Source organism: Micromonospora sp. CA-248089, from assembly GCF_050948515.1.
Lineage (GTDB): Bacteria > Actinomycetota > Actinomycetes > Mycobacteriales > Micromonosporaceae > Micromonospora.
Genome location: NZ_CP192016.1, coordinates 4,743,425 through 4,759,051 on the forward strand (window position 1 = coordinate 4,743,425; position 15,627 = coordinate 4,759,051).

Consider the following 15,627-nt stretch of genomic DNA (forward strand, 5'->3'; position numbering starts at 1 on the left):
CGGTTGGACCTTGTCTCAGGGGACGGAGCAGCGGCGCGGTTCGTGACGCGCCAAGATCACTGGAGCCAGTAGATCATGGCGTAGAGCCCGATCCACACGACGTCCACGAAGTGCCAGTAGTAGGACACGACGATCGCCGAGGTCGCCTGGGCGGGGGTGAACCGGCCCATCGTGGTACGGACCATGAAGATCACGAAGGCGATGAGACCGCCGGTCACGTGCAGACCGTGGAAGCCGGTGGTGAGGTAGAACATCGACCCGTAGCCGTCTTCGTTGATCTTCACGCCCTCGTGCACCAGGGTCCGGTACTCGTTCAGCTGACCGAGCACGAAGATCAGACCCATCACGAAGGTGATCGTGAACCACCGGCGCAGAGCGTGGACGTCACCGCGCTCGGCCGCGAACACGCCGATCTGGCAGGTGATCGAGGAGAGCACCAGGATCACCGTGAACGTGGTCGCGTACGGGATGTTCAGCACCTCGGTGTGCTTCTCCCACTGCTCCGGCGCCGCCGCGCGGATGGAGAAGTACATCGCGAACAGCGCCGCGAAGAACATGAGTTCGCTGGAGAGCCACACGATCGTCCCGACGCTGACCATGTTGGGTCGGGTCAGGGAGTGGATCCGGCTCTTGTCAATGGCTGGGGCCGCAGTCACGCGGTCATTATTGCCCCTGACCGGGACCGACGATCAGCGGGGTGCCAAACCTGGCCCTTCCGTGGCCCGATCGTGGTGGTCCGCTTCGCCTGACCTACCCTGAAAAGCGTGCTGCACGTCGATCAGATCCTCGCCGTCACCTCGGCTGTTCCGGCGACGCTGGCGGCGGGAGGCGAGGGCGCCCCGCCGCCGTTCACCGTGACCCGGGTGTTCACCGAGACCCGGCTGGACAGCTGGCTCACGCTGGGCATCGTCCTGGCCGCCGGCCTCTACCTCTACGGGGTGCACCGGCTGCGGCTGCGCGGCGACCGCTGGCCGGTCATCCGTACCGTGTCGTTCCTCGGCCCCGGCCTCGGCGGCATCGCCCTGGTCACGCTCACCGGTCTCGGCGCGTACGACACCGCCCTGCTCTCGGTGCACATGGTGCAGCACATGGTGCTGTCGATGATCGCGCCGATCTTCCTGGCGCTCGGCGCGCCGATGACGCTGGCGCTGCGCACGCTGCCGGCACGGCCCCGCAAGCGGCTGCTCGCGATCGTGCACAGCAAGGTGATCCGGATCTACAGCTTCCCGCTTGTGGCGTTCGCCATCTTCGTGGTGAACCCGTTCGCGCTGTACTTCACCGACCTCTACGAGTTCACCCTGCGCCACGAGTGGGCGCACGAACTGGTCCACGCGCACTTCATCGCCACCGGCTGCGTCTTCTTCTGGCCGCTGCTCGGGCTGGACCCGCTGCCCGGCCGCTGGCCGTACCCGGGCCGCGCGCTGCTCATGCTGCTCTCGGTGCCGTTCCACACGGTCCTCGGCCTGACCATCATGCAGAGCACCACGCTGTTCGGCGGCGACTGGTACCCGTCGCTCAACCTGTCCTGGTCCGACCCCTGGAACGACCAGGTGGTCGCGGGCGGCATCCTGTGGGCCGGCGGCGAGTTCGTCAGCGTCACCATGCTCGCCGTCCTGGTCGTGCAGTGGGTGAAGCAGTCCGAGCGCGAGGCCCGCCGGCTCGACCGCGAGCTGGACCGCCAGGAGGCCCGCCAGCGCGCCGCGGAGGCGAGCGCCTGACGGCCCGTTCCGGGGTACGCCCCGACCCCACCGGGCGGGGCGACAGCCCGGATGTGACGACCGCTACGATCAGCGGGCAGCTACGAGGTGGGAGCCACGTCACGATGAGCGATCGTCTTTGCACCGTCCTGCTCTACAGCGACGACCCGAAGGTCCGCGACCGGATGCGGCTCGCCGTGGGCACCCGGCCGGCACCGGGGATCGAGATCGAGTTCGTCGAGGCCGACGAGTACAACGCCTGCATCCGGCTGGTCGACGACTACGAGATCGACCTGATGCTGCTCGACGGCGAGGCGAGCCCCGGCGGCGGCATCGGCATCGCCCGCCAGATCAAGGACGACCGGGACGACGCACCGCCGACCTGCGTGGTGCTGGCCCGCGCCGCCGACCGCTGGCTGGCCGCGTACGCCGAGGTGGACGCCACGCTGACCCACCCGCTGGACCCGGTGGTGGCCGGCAGCACCGTGGCGGAGCTGCTGCGCCGCACCCACGCCGCGGCCTGATCCCCCGGCCTTCGCGCGCCACGGCGACGCGGCCGTGGCGTGCCCCAACCGCTTTCCTCACGCCGCTCGGGAGGCCCGCCATGGGCGAACGGACCTGGCCGCTTCTGCTCAACGCGCTGCTGCGCGGCGAGGAGCTCTCCACCGCCGACACGGCGTGGGCGATGGGCGAGATCATGGCCGGCTCGGCCACCCCGGCCCAGATCGCCGGCTTCGCCGTCGCGCTGCGCACCAAGGGCGAGACCCCCGCCGAGCTGGGCGGCCTGGTCGAGACCATGCTGACCCGCGCGGTGCCGGTGCACCTGCCCGAAGACGTCCGCGCGAGCGCGCTGGACGTGGTCGGCACCGGCGGCGACCTCGCCCACACGGTGAACATCTCCACCATGGCGGCGCTGGTGATCGCCGGGGCCGGGGTCCGCGTGGTCAAGCACGGCAATCGGGCCGCCTCCTCCTCCTGCGGCACCGCCGACGTGCTGGAGCAACTCGGCGTACCGCTGGATCTGGAGCCCGAGCAGGTGGCCCGCTGCGTCACCGAGGCCGGCATCGGCTTCTGCTTCGCCGCCCGCTTCCACCCCGGCATGCGCCACACCGGCCCGGTCCGGCGCGAGATCGGCGTACCCACCGCGTTCAACTTCCTCGGCCCGCTGACCAACCCGGCGCGACCCCGCGCGGGCGCCGTCGGCTGCTTCGACAGGCGGATGGCCCCGGTCATGGCCGCCGTCTTCGCGGCCCGGGGCGACTCGGCGATCGTGGTACGCGGCGAGGACGGCCTGGACGAGTTCAGCACCGGCGCGCCCACCCGGGTCTGGGTGGCGCAGCAGGGCACCGTGACCGAGTCCGTGCTGGACGCCACGGAACTCGGGGTGCCCCGGGCCACCCTGGCCGACCTGCGCGGCGGGGACGCGGTCTACAACGCCGACGTGGTGCGCCGCCTGCTCGCCGGTGAGACCGGCCCGGTGCGCGACGCGGTGCTGGTGAACGCGGCGGTCGCGCTGGCCACCCAGGGCCCGCTCGACGGCGACCTGTACGCGGTGCTGCGGACCAACCTGGACCGGGCCGCCGAGGCGGTCGACTCGGGCGCCGCAGCGGCAGCGCTGGAGCGCTGGCTCGAGGTGGCGCGGGCCGCCTGACCGCAGCCTGGCGCGGGTGTTGTCGTACCCGGGTGCCAAACTACACGGGAGTTGTTTTCCGTCTTCGGTCTATCCGTTTTCGGTCTATCCGTTTTCGGTCCACCGGCCGGCGCCTCCCCGCCCCGACCGGTGCCCGGAGCGAGAGGAGCCACCCGTGTCTGACCGCGAGCTGCACTGTGACACCTGCGAGGGCGTCGTGCTGTTCGAGGCGCCGCCGTGCGGTGACGGGCACGGCGCCGACTGCCCGGAGCTGATCTGCACCGGTTGCGGCGCGGCAGTGGTGATCGCCACGTTCGCGTTCCGCCCGACGCGCCTGTCCGGCCGCCGCGCACCCCGCCGGCCGTCCCACCCCCAGGCCGCCTGACCACCACTCCCCTCCCCTCCTTCCCCTCCCCGCCCGACAGCCCACCCGCTCGCCGCTCGTGATCAAGGAGTTTGTGTCCCCCACGGTCGTCCAAGCGGACACAAACTCCTTGATCACCGCCTGGGGTCGTCAGGTGGTGCATGCTCCCCGCCTAAAGCAGTGATCAAGGGGTTTGTGTCACCGGCGATGCGCGAAAGTGCCTCGAACTCCTTGATCAACGGGGCCGGCCGGGCGCGGGAGCGCGCAGTGGCCGGCGCGCTGGGCGGTGGGCGCGAGGCCTCAGGAGTCGGGCGTGGAGGGCGAGCGCTACGGGGACGAGCCAGGCGGTGCGCGAGATCTTGGTAGGAAATGGCCCCCATAGGGGCTGTCATGTCCCGGGACATGTGTCAATGGGAAGTCCCGATAGATGTGTCATGGGTTGTGGATCGTGGGGGTGGGGGTGAGGGGGATGTAGTTCTTGTCGGGGTCGAGGTGGAGATGGCCGATGGGTTGGCCGTCGGGGTGGTAGATGGTGACGTGGTTGTTGTCGCGGATGGCGGTGACGGTGGTGCCGGCGTGGGTGGCGCCGACGCTGGTGCGGTGTCCGGCGATGGCGATGGCGCCGTTGCTGGCCACGGGGCAGTGGTGCAGGGTGGCGTCGGTTTGCAGGGGTGTGCTGGTGGGTCCGCCGAGGGTGGGTGCGTGGGTCCAGGCGTGGGCGGGTGTGGTGCGGCGGGGTAGGGCGCTGTGGCGGCGTTGGGTGTTGTAGTAGCGGCGGTAGGTGTCCAGGAGTGTTTGCAGGGCGGTGAGGGTCTGTGGTGGGGGTTGGGTGCTCAGCCATTTTTTGAGGGTTTGGTGGTGGCGTTCGACCTTGCCGCAGGTTTGTGGGTGGTAGGGGCTGGAGTTGATCGGGCGGGCGCCGTGGTCGATCAGGGTTTGCACGAAGGTGGAGATTGATCCGGGTCGGGTCCGGCGGCTGGTGAACGCGATGCCGTTGTCGCTGAGCACGATGGCTGGCACGCCGTAGGCGGTGAACGCCTGTCTGATCGCGGTGATCGCGGCTCGGGCGGTCTCCGCGGCGGCGGCGTGGCAGGCGACCAGGGTGCGGGTGCAGTCGTCCAGGACGTCGAAGACGACAACCGTGCGGCCGTCGGCGAGTTTCACTTCGGTGGCGTCGATCTGATAGCAGTCGCGGGGCCGGGCATAGCTGAAACGCCGCCACGAACTACGCGGTCGTTTAGCCGGAGTAGCCACGAGCAGGTCATGTCGGGCCAGCACCCGGTTGACCGTCGAGCGTGACGGCACCGACCAGGACGCGCCGATGCGCCGGCGCACCTCGCCCAACGCGTCTCGGATGAAGTCCGCCCCGTTGTCCGGGCCCAGTTCAACACGCAGTTTGCAGATCCACGCGTCCACCTCCGGCGGCGTGACCCGCGGACTACTACGCGGACGCCGGGATCGTTCCTGCCACTGACCCTCGGCCCGGATACGTGCGCGGTGCCGGTACACCGTGCGCACCGACACCCCGTGCTCACGCGCGAACTCGGCCGCGTTCACCCGAACCCCCGCCGCCAGCAGCGCGTCCAGCAGGTTCATCACATGCCGCCGAGAAGCCATGCCCGGCAGCACATACCACCCGACCCAAGATCCCTACCACCTGACACATGTATCGGGACTTCAACGCTGACAGATGTCATGGGACTGAACAGCCCCCATAGGGGCACTTTCCTACCAAGATCTCTTGTGGTCCTGGCAGGTGGAACGGCGCTCTCGATGAATGGAACAGCTGAGAGCGCGTGAGCCGGGCGGTGCGCGCCGGCGGGGAGCGGGAGAGCGAGAAGCCGAACTGACGGGCGGTGATCATGAGGTTGGCGGGGACAAAAGGGACCGCCGGTGCCGTCAACTTCATGATCGACGCAGGCAGGCGCAGGGGAGGGCGCGCGGGGGGCCGCAGGCAGGCGCAGGGAACGCGGCAGGCCCGCTACCCCGGGAGGGGTGCGGGCCTGCGACGGTGCTTCGGGTCAGTGCTCGGCGGTACGGCGGGTGCCCGAGTAGTACTCGAACAGCAGCCCGCAGGTGGCGAAGACGACCGCCACCAGGCCCAGTCCCAGCAGCCAGAACTGCCAGAACACCAGGCCGAGACCGGCGATCGCGGCGGCCAGCGCCAGACCGAACGGCCAGTAGCTGCCCGGGCTGAAGAAGCCGACCTCACCGGCGCCGTCGGCGATCTCGCCGTCCGGCCGGTCCTCGGGGCGCAGGTCGATACGGCGGGAGACGAACCAGAAGAAGCCACCGCACATCGCGCAGAGCAGGAAGGACAGCAGCAGCGCCACAGTGCCGATCCACTCCACGTGACCGCCGCTGTCGCCGTACGTCCAGGCGCCGTAGAGGATCGTCGCGCCGAGGAGGAACGTGGCGATGGTCAGGAAGATCTTCCACTCGGTCTTCATGCCGAACCCCTCAGCTTCCCGCGCCGGCCGACGCGTCGGACGGGTTGAAGTTGTTCACGTCGCGCCGGGTGTCGAACGGCTTCGTCTCGGTGGCGTACTCTTCCTCACCGATCGCGCCGAGCGCCTCCTGGGTCGACTTGCCGGCCTTCTTGGCCGCCAGGAACTGGTCGTACTTCTCCGGCGACACGACCCGCAGCTCGAAGTTCATGAAGGCGTGGTAGCTGCCGCACAGCTCGGCGCAGCGGCCGACGAACGCGCCCTCCTGGTCGATGCTGGAGACCTCGAACGTGTTGCGCACGTTGCCCGGCATGACGTCCCGCTTGAACAGCAGCTCCGGCACCCAGAACGAGTGGATGACGTCGCGGCTGGTCTCCTCGAAGCGGATCGAGCGGCCGCTGGGCAGCACCAGCACCGGGATGACCTCGCTGGTGCCGAGCACCGAGGCGACGGTGTTGGCCTCCGGGCCCTGACCGTCGCGGTAGTTGAACTGCCAGTTCCACTTGAACGCGACGACCTCGACGGTGACGTCCGGGTTCTTCGACTCCTTGTTCACGTCGGTCTGCACGACCGCCGTGTAGTAGAAGAGCACGGAGACCACGAGGATCGGCGCGATGGTGTAGAGGAACTCCATCGGCAGGTTGTAGCGGGTCTGCACCGGCAGCTCGTTGCCGCGCTTGCGGTAGCGGACCACGCACCAGAAGATCAGGCCCCACACGAACACGCCGACCGCGAGCGCCGCGATGCAGGACGCGATCCACAGGTCATACATGCGGTGCGACTCGGGCGTGATGCCGCCCTGCGGCCAGCCGAACCCGCCGAACGTCTTGCCGACGTCACAGCCGGTGAGCGAGACAAGCAGCGCCGCCGCGCCGAGACCGAGCCCGGCGATTCGACCAGCACCACGCCGCCGGCGTCCACCGGCCCCCGGGGAAGCGCTGTGCCGTACGGCCGAGCGCCGTACCTCCGAACTCCTTGCGACCACCTGGTCCTGCCTCCCTAGCGCGCCGCGGCGGTTGTTCCTTTTGACACCGACGGCAAAGGCGTCACCGACGGTCGCAGATTACTCGACCATGACCGGCCAGGCCGTCTTGGGGTCGCTGTCCACCCCCATCGGGGGGATCTTGGGCGTAACCGGGCGATAGCGTGGAGCGTCATGAGCGTCTCCCCGGTCTACCTGGACGCCGCCAGCGCGGCGCCGCTGCATCCGGTCGCGCGGCAGGCGATGCTGGCCGCCCTGGACGACGGCTGGGCCGACCCGGCCCGGCTGTACGCGCCGGCCCGCCGGGCCCGTCAGCTCCTCGACGCCGCGCGGGAGGCCGCCGCGCAGACGCTCGGCGTCCGCGCCGACGAGTTGTCCTTCACCCCCAGCGGTACGGCGGCAGCGCACGCCGCCGTGCTCGGTGGCCTGGCCGGGCGGCGGCGGGCCGGGGCGACGCTGGTGCACTCGGCGATCGAGCACTCGGCGGTGCTGCACGCCGCGCAGCGGCACACGGCCTCAGGCGGCGCGGCGGTGTCCGTACCCGTGGACCGGTTCGGCCGGCTGGACCTGGACGCCTGGGCGGCGGCGGTGACCGCGCCCGGCGTGGCTCTCGCCGCACTGATCGGGGCCAGTCACGAGGTGGGCACGGTGCAGCCGGTGCCCGCGGCGGCCCAGCTGTGCGCCGAGGCGGGCGTGCCGCTGTACGTGGACGCGGCGCAACTGGCCGGCCGGTCGCCGCTGCCGTCGGGCTGGTCTGTGCTGACCGCCAGCGCGCACAAGTGGGGCGGGCCGCCCGGCGTCGGGCTGCTCGTGGTGCGCAAGGGCACCCGGTGGGAGTCGCCGTACCCGGCCGACGAGCGGGAGTCGGGGCGTACCCCGGGGGTGGTGAACCTGCCGGCGGTGGTCGCGGCGGCGGCGAGCCTGCGCGCGGCGGCGGCCGACGCGGCGGCGGAGGCGGCCCGGCTGGGGCCGCTGGTGGACCGGATCCGGGCCCGGGTCGCGGCCGAGGTGCCGGACGTGGAGGTGGTCGGCGACCCGGTGGACCGGTTGCCGCACCTGGTGACGTTCTCCTGCCTGTACGTCGACGGCGAGGCGCTGCTGCACGCGCTGGACCGGCGCGGGTTCGCGGTGTCCTCCGGCTCGTCGTGCACGTCGTCGACGTTGCGCCCGTCACACGTGCTGGAGGCGATGGGGGTGCTGTCGCACGGCAACGTGCGGGTGTCTCTGCACCGGGAGACCACCGAGGCGGACGTGGAACGGTTCCTGGACGAGCTGCCCGGGATCGTGGCGGACCTGCGGGCGGAGGCGGGGGTGACGGACCTGTGAGCGCGAGGAGCGAGCCGGACGAGGTGCTGGACTGCCGGGGGCAGCGCTGCCCGCTACCAGTGATCAATCTCGCCCGGCTGGTGCCCGGTCTGCCGGCCGGTGCGGTGGTGCGGGTGCTGGCCGACGACCCGGCGGCGGCTGTCGACATCCCGGCGTGGTGCCGGATGCGCGGCCACGAGTTCCTCGCCGCGCACGAGGGCCCCGCCTACGACGTCCGGGTGTAAGGAAGGGCCCCTTGTTAACGCCTGAGGTAGAGGAAGGGGCCCTTCTTAACACCCAGCGCTCAGCGCAGGTACGCGAGGATGCCGGGCAGCGGGTCGGCCGACACGGCGGTGTCGACCACCAGGCGCGGGCCGATCAGCGGCTCGTACTCGGCGCGGCGGCGCAGCGTCTGCTCCCAGGTGCCGTGCTCCTCGGGCGGGCGTGCCTCGACCCGGCGGCGGTGCTCTTCCTCGTCACCGCAGTGCACCTCGATCACCCGCAGCGGCACGCCGGCCCGTTCGGCCACGTCGTGCCAGAGGCCTCGGGCGCTGGCGACCGGGTTCACCGCGTCGACCACCACGCTGAGCCCGAGCCCGAGCTGCACCTCGGCCAGCCCGGCGACCGCGCCGTACGCGGCCATCCCGGGTACGTCGCCGGTCAGGCCGTAGCGGTGCAGGGCCCGCTCGACCGGATCGACCGGCAGGACCGGGGCGCGTAGCGCGGCGCCGACCCGGGCGGCGAGCGTGGTCTTGCCCACGCCCGGCAGCCCGGCGAACGCGACCAGCACGGGCCCGCCGGAGCCGGGGCGGACCTCCGGGTCCACCCCGCCGGCCGGGGCGGTCACAGCAGGTGCGGCCGGACGTCCTCGGCGGCCGCGTCACCGTACGACTCGGCGAGTCGCTTCACGAACAGGTCCCGGCGGACCTCGTACTCCTGGCCGCCGAAGTTCTCCAGCACCAGCGTGGCCAGCAGGCAGCCGACCTGGGCCGCGCGCTCCAGGCCGACGCCCCAGTCGAGCGCGGCGAAGAAGCCGGCCCGGAAGCCGTCGCCGACACCTGTCGGGTCGACCGCCTCGATCTCCCGCGCGATCGGCACCCGGATCGTGCCGACGTCCCGGCCCGCGATCTCCACACCGTCCTTGCCCAGCGTGGTGACCCGCACCTTGACCTGGTCCAGCAGCTGCTCGTCGGTCAGGCCGGCCTTGCTCTGCAGCAGCGACTTCTCGTACTCGTTCGTCATCAGGTAGTCGGCGCCCTCGACCAGGCCGAGCACGTCCGCGCCGTCCATCCGGGCGAGCTGCTGCGACGGGTCGGCGACGAAGGAGTAGCCGCGGTCCCGGCACTCGCCGGAGTGCCTGATCATCGCGGCCGGGTCGTTGGCGCTGACCAGGACCAGGTCCAGCCCGCCGAGGCGCTGCGCCACCGGGGCCAGCTCGATGTTGCGGGCCTCGCTCATCGCCCCGGCGTAGAAGGAGGCGATCTGACACATGTCGGTGTCGGTGGTGCAGACGAAGCGGGCCGTGTGCGCGACCTCGCTGACGTGTACCGAGTCGCAGTCGACGCCGTGGCGCTCCAGCCAGGAGCGGTAGTCGGCGAAGTCGGCGCCGACCGCGCCCAGCAGCACCGGGCGCAGCCCGAGCTGGGCCATGCCGAAGGCGATGTTCGCCGCGGTGCCGCCGCGCCGGAGCACCAGCTCGTCGACGAGGAAGGACAACGAGACCTTGTCGAGCTGGTCAGCGATGAGTTGGTCGGCGAACCGGCCGGGGAAGCTCATCAGATGGTCGGTCGCGATCGAGCCGGTCACGGCGATCTTCATGTCAGCCCTCGGGGTCGGGAGCACGGCGCGGTCAGCCTACCGGCCGCCGGGCCGTACGGACGACGGTCGGTGGCCAACCGGTCGATCAGCGCACAACCGGGCGTCACACCCACGGGGTACGACAAGCGGCGGGCCGCCCCAATCGGGGCGGCCCGCCGCTTTCGGTCGTCCGTCGACTCAGCTGAAGGAGTCGCCGCAGGCGCAGGAGTTGCCCGCGTTCGGGTTGTCGATGGTGAAGCCCTGGGCGTCGATCCGGTCGGCGAAGTCGATGGTGGCGCCGGTCAGGTAGGGGGCGCTCATCCGGTCGACGACGACCTCGACACCGTCGTAGTCGGTGACGACGTCACCGTCGAGCGAGCGCTCGTCGAAGAACAGCTGGTACCGCAGGCCGGAGCAGCCACCCGGCTGCACGGCGACCCGGAGCCGCAGGTCGTCGCGGCCCTCCTGCTCGATCAGGGCCTTGACCTTCTGCGCCGCGACGTCGGTGAGGACGACGGTGCTGGGGGCCTTGGCCTCGGTCGACTCGGTCTGCGCTGGCGTGGTCACGTGGAAGTCTCCCTGCGCGGTATGAGGTCCGGACGTCCTGGCCAACGCCGCACGTCCGCCAGTGATTCCCGGTGTGGTCCGTCTTTCGATCGTACGCCGCCTCCGGCGTCACCACCCGGCGGCGTGACCAGCGGAACCGGTCAGCGGCTCCACTGCCGCGCCAGGCGGGCGCCGAGCGCGCGCAGCCCCTCGGCCGGGCGGGTCATCGCCGCGTCCACTCCCCCGTGCTCCTCGCCGCCGAAGTGCTCGACCAGGCTGTGCGCCTCGGTCACGCCGGCCGCGGCGGCCTCCCGCCGTCCGGTGCTCACCCGTCCCGCCAGCACCACGCAGGGCACGCCCCGGTCCCGGGCGGCCCCGGCCACGCCGGCGACCACCTTGCCGCGCAGGGACTGGTGGTCGAACGAGCCCTCACCGGTGATCACCAGGTCGGCGTCGTCGAGCGCGGCGTCCAGCCGGACCGCGCGGGTGACCAGGCCGATGCCGGACTCGCACCGGCCGCCGAGCGCCAGCACCGCGGCGCCGAGGCCACCGGCCGCGCCGCCGCCGGGAAGCGCGCCCAGGCCGGGTGGGCAGCCCGGCAGCCGGTCGGTCAGCACCTCCGCCCAGCGGGTCAGCGCGGCGTCCAGCAGCAGCACGTCGGCCCGGTCGGCGCCCTTCTGCGGGCCGAAGACGCTGCTCGCGCCGTGCAGGCCGAGCAGCGGGTTGTCCACGTCGGTGGCGGCGACGAGTGTGGCGCCGCGCAGCCGGGGCTCGCCGTCGAGCGCGGCCACCTCGGCCAGCGCCGCGCCGCCGTACGGCAGGGCCCGGCCGGCGCCGTCCAGCGGCGTGACGCCGAGCGGGACGAGCATCCCGGCGCCGCCGTCGTTGGTGGCCGAGCCGCCCAGCCCCACCACCACCGTGCGCGCGCCCGCCTCGACCGCGGCGGCGACGAGCAGCCCCAGCCCGTACGAGGTGGTGGCCTTCGGGTCGCGTTCGGCGGCGGTGAGCAGGTGCAGGCCGCACGCCTGGGCGCTCTCCAGGTACGCCGTGCCGTCGTCGGTGAGCAGGATCTCACCGGCGGCCGGGCGGCCCAGCGGGTCGACTGTGGGTACCGGCACCCGGCGCCCGCCGAGTGCCCCGGCGAGCACCTCGACGAACCCCGGTCCGCCGTCGGCGAGTGGCCGGACCAGCAGGTCGTCGTCGGGGGCGACGTCACGCCAGCCGTCGGCCACGGCGGCGGCCACGTCGGGGGCCGACAGCGTGCCGGCGAACTTGTCCGGGCAGAGCAGCACGCGCATGCGCAGCAGTGTGGCAGGCCACATCGGGGACGGCTGCGCGGTGGTCGCGCTGTGGGACCATGGGGTCGTGACTTCGACCTGGGTTGAGCCGTCCAACACCGCCACGGCGCTGCTGCTCCTCGGCCGCGGCAGCGACCCCGCCACCGAACGTGGCGTGGAGTGTCCGGGTGATCTCCCCGCGCCGAGCGACCCCGACCTGGTGGCCCGCGCCGCCGCCGCGAAGGCCGCGCTCGGCACGAAGGTGTTCGTCCTGGGCCACCACTACCAGCGCGACGAGGTGATCCAGTTCGCCGACGTGACGGGCGACTCGTTCAAGCTGGCCCGGGAGGCGGCGGCCCGCCCGGACGCGGAGTACATCGTCTTCTGCGGCGTGCACTTCATGGCCGAGAGCGCGGACATCCTCACCTCGGACGCGCAGAAGGTGATCCTGCCCGACCTCGCCGCCGGCTGCTCGATGGCCGACATGGCGGTGCTGTCGCAGGTCGAGGCCGCGTGGGACACGCTCACCGACCTGGGCATCGCGGCCGAGACCGTGCCGGTGACGTACATGAACTCCTCGGCCGACATCAAGGGCTTCGTCGGCCGCAACGGCGGCGTGGTCTGCACCTCGTCGAACGCCAAGCGGGCCCTGGACTGGGCCTTCGAGCAGGGCCGCAAGGTGCTGTTCCTGCCCGACCAGCACCTCGGCCGCAACACCGCGGTGCTGGAGATGGGCTTCTCGCTCGACGACTGCGTGCTCTACGACCCGCACAAGCCGAACGGCGGGCTGACCGCGGAGCAGCTGCGGGACGCGAAGATGATCCTGTGGCGCGGCCACTGCTCGGTGCACGGCCGCTTCACGCTCGAGAGCGTCAACGACGTCCGCGAGCGGGTGCCGGGCGTGAACGTGCTGGTGCACCCGGAGTGCCGCCACGAGGTGGTGAACGCCGCCGACCTGGTCGGCTCGACCGAGTTCATCATCAGGACCATCGAGGCGGCACCGGCCGGCTCGGCGTGGGCGGTGGGCACCGAGCTGAACCTGGTACGCCGGCTCGCCCTGGCCCACCCGGACAAGCAGATCATGTTCCTCGACCGGGCGGTCTGCTACTGCTCGACGATGAACCGGATCGACCTGCCGCACCTGGTCTGGGCGCTGGAGGAGCTGGTCGCGGGCCGCGTGGTCAACCAGATCACCGTCGATCCGGAGACCGCCCGACACGCCCGGTCGGCGCTGGACCAGATGCTCGCCCTTCCGGGAGCTTGATCACCGTCGGTGACGCCGCTGGCACGGAAACGCGCCTGACACCCCGGTTCGTGCCCTCGCTGGCGATGTGACCGATTCCATTCCCGTCACGGAGGGCTATGCTGCCGGGGCGACGACACACGCGGCCCGTTTTCCCATGACCGCGTTCCGGGTAGCGATGAACTTCGTGCACCCATCACTAGACACGGCAGCACCCAACGCGCTGGAGGTTGCGTTGACCGACGACGTCCTGGTCGTACACGGAGGCACTCCGCTTGAAGGGCGGATCCGCGTGCGCGGCGCGAAGAACCTGGTGTCCAAGGCGATGGTGGCCGCCCTGCTGGGCGACACACCCAGCCGGTTGTTCGACGTGCCGCGTATCCGTGACGTCGAGGTGGTCCGCGGTCTGCTCGGCCTGCACGGCGTCAAGGTCAGCGACGGCGACGAGGAGGGCGAGCTCGTCTTCGACCCGTCGAACGTCGAGAGCGCCAGCACCGACCAGATCAACGTGCACGCCGGGTCCAGCCGGATCCCGATCCTGTTCTGCGGCCCGCTGCTGCACCGGCTCGGCCACGCCTTCATCCCCGACCTGGGCGGCTGCCACATCGGCCCGCGCCCGATCGACTTCCACCTCCAGGCGCTGCGCGAGTTCGGCGCCACCGTCGAGAAGACCCCGGAGGGTCTGCACCTGTCCGCGCCGAACGGGCTGCACGGCACGAAGTTCGCGCTGCCGTACCCGAGCGTGGGCGCCACCGAGCAGGTGCTGCTCACCGCGGTGATGGCCGAGGGCGTCACCGAGCTGCGCAACGCGGCCGTCGAGCCGGAGATCATCGACCTCATCTGCGTGCTGCAGAAGATGGGCGCGATCATCAAGGTCCACACCGACCGGGTGATCGAGATCCAGGGCGTCAAGAAGCTGCACGGCTACACCCACCGGCCGATCCCGGACCGGATCGAGGCGGCCAGCTGGGCGGCGGCGGCGCTGGCCACCCGCGGGCACGTCGAGGTGCTGGGCGCCCAGCAGGCCGACATGATGACCTTCCTGAACATCTTCCGGTCGGTCGGCGGCGAGTACGAGGTCACCGACCTGCGTCCGCCGCGCGGCGGCAGCCCGGGCCAGGAGGGCGGCATCCGGTTCTGGCACCCGGGCGGCGAGCTGAACGCGGTCGCGCTGGAGACCGACGTGCACCCCGGTTTCATGACCGACTGGCAGCAGCCGCTGGTGGTCGCGCTCACCCAGGCCCGGGGCCTGTCGATCGTCCACGAGACGGTCTACGAGCAGCGGCTGGGCTACACCGAGGCGCTGAACACGATGGGCGCCAACATCCAGGTCTACCGGGACTGCCTCGGCGGCACCCCGTGCCGCTTCGGCCGGCGCAACTTCAAGCACTCCGCGGTCATCGCCGGGCCGAGCAAGCTGCACGCGGCCGACCTGGTCATCCCGGACCTGCGGGCCGGGTTCAGCCACCTGATCGCGGCGCTCGCCGCCGAGGGCACCTCCCGGGTGTACGGCGTGGACCTGATCAACCGCGGCTACGAGGACTTCGAGGCCAAGCTGGCCGACCTCGGCGCGCACGTCGAGCGTCCCTGACCGTCCCGTTCAGCCGACCGTCCGCGCCCGGTGCACCCGTGATGTGCACCGGGCGCGGCCGGTTGGCTACCCTTGCCGCGTGCCGTCGCTGTTTCGCCGCAAGTCCGCCGACCTCGTCGAGGAGTCCGTCACCACGGTGACGACCGACGAGGAGTCCGCCGCCGCCCGCCCCCGGGGCTACACGCCCAGCAAGAAGGAACTCGGGCAGGTCACGCCGAAGCGCCCGGTCGCCGGCCGCCGGCCGACCGCGCCGGCCAAGCCGCTGACCAAGGAGGAGGCCCGCGCGCAGCGCCGCGCCGCGCGCGCCGAGGCCGCCGCCGAGTTCCGCCGCGAGGGCGGCCCGCGTGACCGGGGCCCCGAGCGGCTGCTGGCCCGTAACGTGGTCGACTCCCGGCGGACGATCGGCACCTGGTTCTTCGGTGGCGCGCTGATCGTGCTGTTCGGCTCCAACCAGGCCATGCCGCCGATCGTGCGGCTGCTGTCGAACGTGCTCTGGGGCGCGCTGGCCCTCGGTGTGCTGATCGACTCGATCCTGATCTCCCGGAAGATCAAGCGGCTGGTCCGCGAGCGCTTCCCGAAGAGCACCGAGAAGCTCGGCTCGCTCTACTTCTACGCGATCATGCGGTCGATCACGTTCCGCCGGATGCGCGCTCCCGCGCCCCGCGTGAACATCGGCGACAAGGTCTGACCGGACCGGCTCCGAAACGGCCCCTCCCCGCCCCGGCGGTGCGGGGCCGCTCTCGTGCCG

General features: G+C 71.6%; 17 protein-coding genes. 9 read left to right on the forward strand and 8 right to left on the reverse strand.

What is annotated here, in order from left to right:
• Positions 1 to 56 precede the first annotated feature (56 nt).
• A complete protein-coding gene (ctaE, locus tag ACQP26_RS22130; RefSeq protein ID WP_269704828.1) occupies positions 57 to 656 on the reverse strand; it encodes an aa3-type cytochrome oxidase subunit III in 600 nt (199 codons plus the stop codon).
• Positions 657 to 764: 108 nt separating this feature from the next.
• Here ctaE and ACQP26_RS22135 point away from each other — a divergent pair, with 108 nt between their 5' ends.
• The 4 genes from ACQP26_RS22135 (at position 765) to ACQP26_RS22150 (ending at position 3,712) form a co-directional block, all read left to right on the forward strand.
• On the forward strand, positions 765 to 1,718 hold the full coding sequence (locus ACQP26_RS22135) for a cytochrome c oxidase assembly protein (RefSeq protein WP_433493883.1): 954 nt from the start codon (positions 765 to 767) through the stop codon (positions 1,716 to 1,718).
• A 104-nt stretch (positions 1,719 to 1,822) separates the two neighbouring features.
• Positions 1,823 to 2,221, forward strand: a complete 399-nt coding sequence (locus ACQP26_RS22140) for a hypothetical protein (protein ID WP_091421042.1) — start codon at positions 1,823 to 1,825, stop codon at positions 2,219 to 2,221.
• An 80-nt stretch (positions 2,222 to 2,301) separates the two neighbouring features.
• On the forward strand, positions 2,302 to 3,348 hold the full coding sequence (gene trpD, locus ACQP26_RS22145; protein ID WP_433493884.1) for an anthranilate phosphoribosyltransferase: 1,047 nt from the start codon (positions 2,302 to 2,304) through the stop codon (positions 3,346 to 3,348).
• 154 nt (positions 3,349 to 3,502) lie between these two features.
• Positions 3,503 to 3,712, forward strand: coding sequence for a hypothetical protein (locus tag ACQP26_RS22150; RefSeq protein WP_269704826.1), 210 nt, complete (start codon positions 3,503 to 3,505; stop codon positions 3,710 to 3,712).
• A gap of 411 nt (positions 3,713 to 4,123) precedes the next feature.
• Here ACQP26_RS22150 and ACQP26_RS22155 read toward each other — a convergent pair whose 3' ends face one another.
• From ACQP26_RS22155 to ctaC, 3 genes are all read right to left on the reverse strand, one after another.
• Positions 4,124 to 5,308, reverse strand: coding sequence for a DDE-type integrase/transposase/recombinase (locus ACQP26_RS22155; RefSeq protein WP_433493339.1), 1,185 nt, complete (start codon positions 5,306 to 5,308; stop codon positions 4,124 to 4,126).
• A gap of 404 nt (positions 5,309 to 5,712) precedes the next feature.
• Positions 5,713 to 6,141, reverse strand: a complete 429-nt coding sequence (locus tag ACQP26_RS22160; protein ID WP_433493885.1) for a cytochrome c oxidase subunit 4 — start codon at positions 6,139 to 6,141, stop codon at positions 5,713 to 5,715.
• Between the two features lie 10 nt (positions 6,142 to 6,151).
• Positions 6,152 to 7,123, reverse strand: a complete 972-nt coding sequence (gene ctaC / locus ACQP26_RS22165) for an aa3-type cytochrome oxidase subunit II (RefSeq protein WP_269704825.1) — start codon at positions 7,121 to 7,123, stop codon at positions 6,152 to 6,154.
• A gap of 171 nt (positions 7,124 to 7,294) precedes the next feature.
• Here ctaC and ACQP26_RS22170 point away from each other — a divergent pair, with 171 nt between their 5' ends.
• Positions 7,295 to 8,446 (forward strand): cysteine desulfurase family protein, encoded by a 1,152-nt coding sequence (locus ACQP26_RS22170; protein WP_433493886.1) that lies wholly within the window; start codon positions 7,295 to 7,297, stop codon positions 8,444 to 8,446.
• On the forward strand, positions 8,443 to 8,670 hold the full coding sequence (locus tag ACQP26_RS22175) for a sulfurtransferase TusA family protein (RefSeq protein ID WP_318334996.1): 228 nt from the start codon (positions 8,443 to 8,445) through the stop codon (positions 8,668 to 8,670). Before ACQP26_RS22170 ends, ACQP26_RS22175 begins: the two co-directional genes overlap by 4 nt.
• Positions 8,671 to 8,729: 59 nt before the next feature.
• Here ACQP26_RS22175 and ACQP26_RS22180 read toward each other — a convergent pair whose 3' ends face one another.
• The 4 genes from ACQP26_RS22180 to ACQP26_RS22195 all read right to left on the reverse strand — a co-directional run bounded on the left by ACQP26_RS22180 (position 8,730) and on the right by ACQP26_RS22195 (position 12,090).
• Positions 8,730 to 9,272: an AAA family ATPase gene (locus tag ACQP26_RS22180; protein WP_269704822.1), complete on the reverse strand. Its 543-nt coding sequence runs from the start codon at positions 9,270 to 9,272 to the stop codon at positions 8,730 to 8,732.
• Positions 9,269 to 10,243, reverse strand: a complete 975-nt coding sequence (locus ACQP26_RS22185; RefSeq protein WP_269704821.1) for a carbohydrate kinase family protein — start codon at positions 10,241 to 10,243, stop codon at positions 9,269 to 9,271. The genes ACQP26_RS22180 and ACQP26_RS22185 overlap by 4 nt, the downstream gene beginning before the upstream one ends.
• Positions 10,244 to 10,420: 177 nt before the next feature.
• On the reverse strand, positions 10,421 to 10,789 hold the full coding sequence (erpA, locus tag ACQP26_RS22190; RefSeq protein WP_269704820.1) for an iron-sulfur cluster insertion protein ErpA: 369 nt from the start codon (positions 10,787 to 10,789) through the stop codon (positions 10,421 to 10,423).
• 140 nt (positions 10,790 to 10,929) lie between these two features.
• Positions 10,930 to 12,090 (reverse strand): glycerate kinase family protein, encoded by a 1,161-nt coding sequence (locus tag ACQP26_RS22195; protein ID WP_433493887.1) that lies wholly within the window; start codon positions 12,088 to 12,090, stop codon positions 10,930 to 10,932.
• 43 nt (positions 12,091 to 12,133) lie between these two features.
• Between ACQP26_RS22195 and nadA the strand changes: the two genes are divergently transcribed.
• The 3 genes from nadA to ACQP26_RS22210 all read left to right on the forward strand — a co-directional run bounded on the left by nadA (position 12,134) and on the right by ACQP26_RS22210 (position 15,567).
• Positions 12,134 to 13,309: a quinolinate synthase NadA gene (nadA, locus tag ACQP26_RS22200; protein WP_269704818.1), complete on the forward strand. Its 1,176-nt coding sequence runs from the start codon at positions 12,134 to 12,136 to the stop codon at positions 13,307 to 13,309.
• A 214-nt stretch (positions 13,310 to 13,523) separates the two neighbouring features.
• Positions 13,524 to 14,879 (forward strand): UDP-N-acetylglucosamine 1-carboxyvinyltransferase, encoded by a 1,356-nt coding sequence (gene murA / locus ACQP26_RS22205; RefSeq protein ID WP_332367314.1) that lies wholly within the window; start codon positions 13,524 to 13,526, stop codon positions 14,877 to 14,879.
• Positions 14,880 to 14,958: 79 nt separating this feature from the next.
• On the forward strand, positions 14,959 to 15,567 hold the full coding sequence (locus ACQP26_RS22210; RefSeq protein ID WP_269704816.1) for a DUF3043 domain-containing protein: 609 nt from the start codon (positions 14,959 to 14,961) through the stop codon (positions 15,565 to 15,567).
• Positions 15,568 to 15,627: the final 60 nt, after the last annotated feature.

What these genes read in the sequence shown, in the direction of transcription:
- ACQP26_RS22140 (WP_091421042.1), top strand. Translation starts at nt 1,823, where the DNA reads ATGAGCGATCGTCTTTGCACCGTCCTGCTCTACAGCGACGACCCGAAG.
- trpD (WP_433493884.1), top strand. Translation starts at nt 2,302, where the DNA reads ATGGGCGAACGGACCTGGCCGCTTCTGCTCAACGCGCTGCTGCGCGGC.
- ACQP26_RS22155 (WP_433493339.1), bottom strand. Translation starts at nt 5,308, where the DNA reads ATGGCTTCTCGGCGGCATGTGATGAACCTGCTGGACGCGCTGCTGGCG.
- ACQP26_RS22160 (WP_433493885.1), bottom strand. Translation starts at nt 6,141, where the DNA reads ATGAAGACCGAGTGGAAGATCTTCCTGACCATCGCCACGTTCCTCCTC.
- ACQP26_RS22170 (WP_433493886.1), top strand. Translation starts at nt 7,295, where the DNA reads ATGAGCGTCTCCCCGGTCTACCTGGACGCCGCCAGCGCGGCGCCGCTG.
- ACQP26_RS22185 (WP_269704821.1), bottom strand. Translation starts at nt 10,243, where the DNA reads ATGAAGATCGCCGTGACCGGCTCGATCGCGACCGACCATCTGATGAGC.
- ACQP26_RS22195 (WP_433493887.1), bottom strand. Translation starts at nt 12,090, where the DNA reads ATGTGGCCTGCCACACTGCTGCGCATGCGCGTGCTGCTCTGCCCGGAC.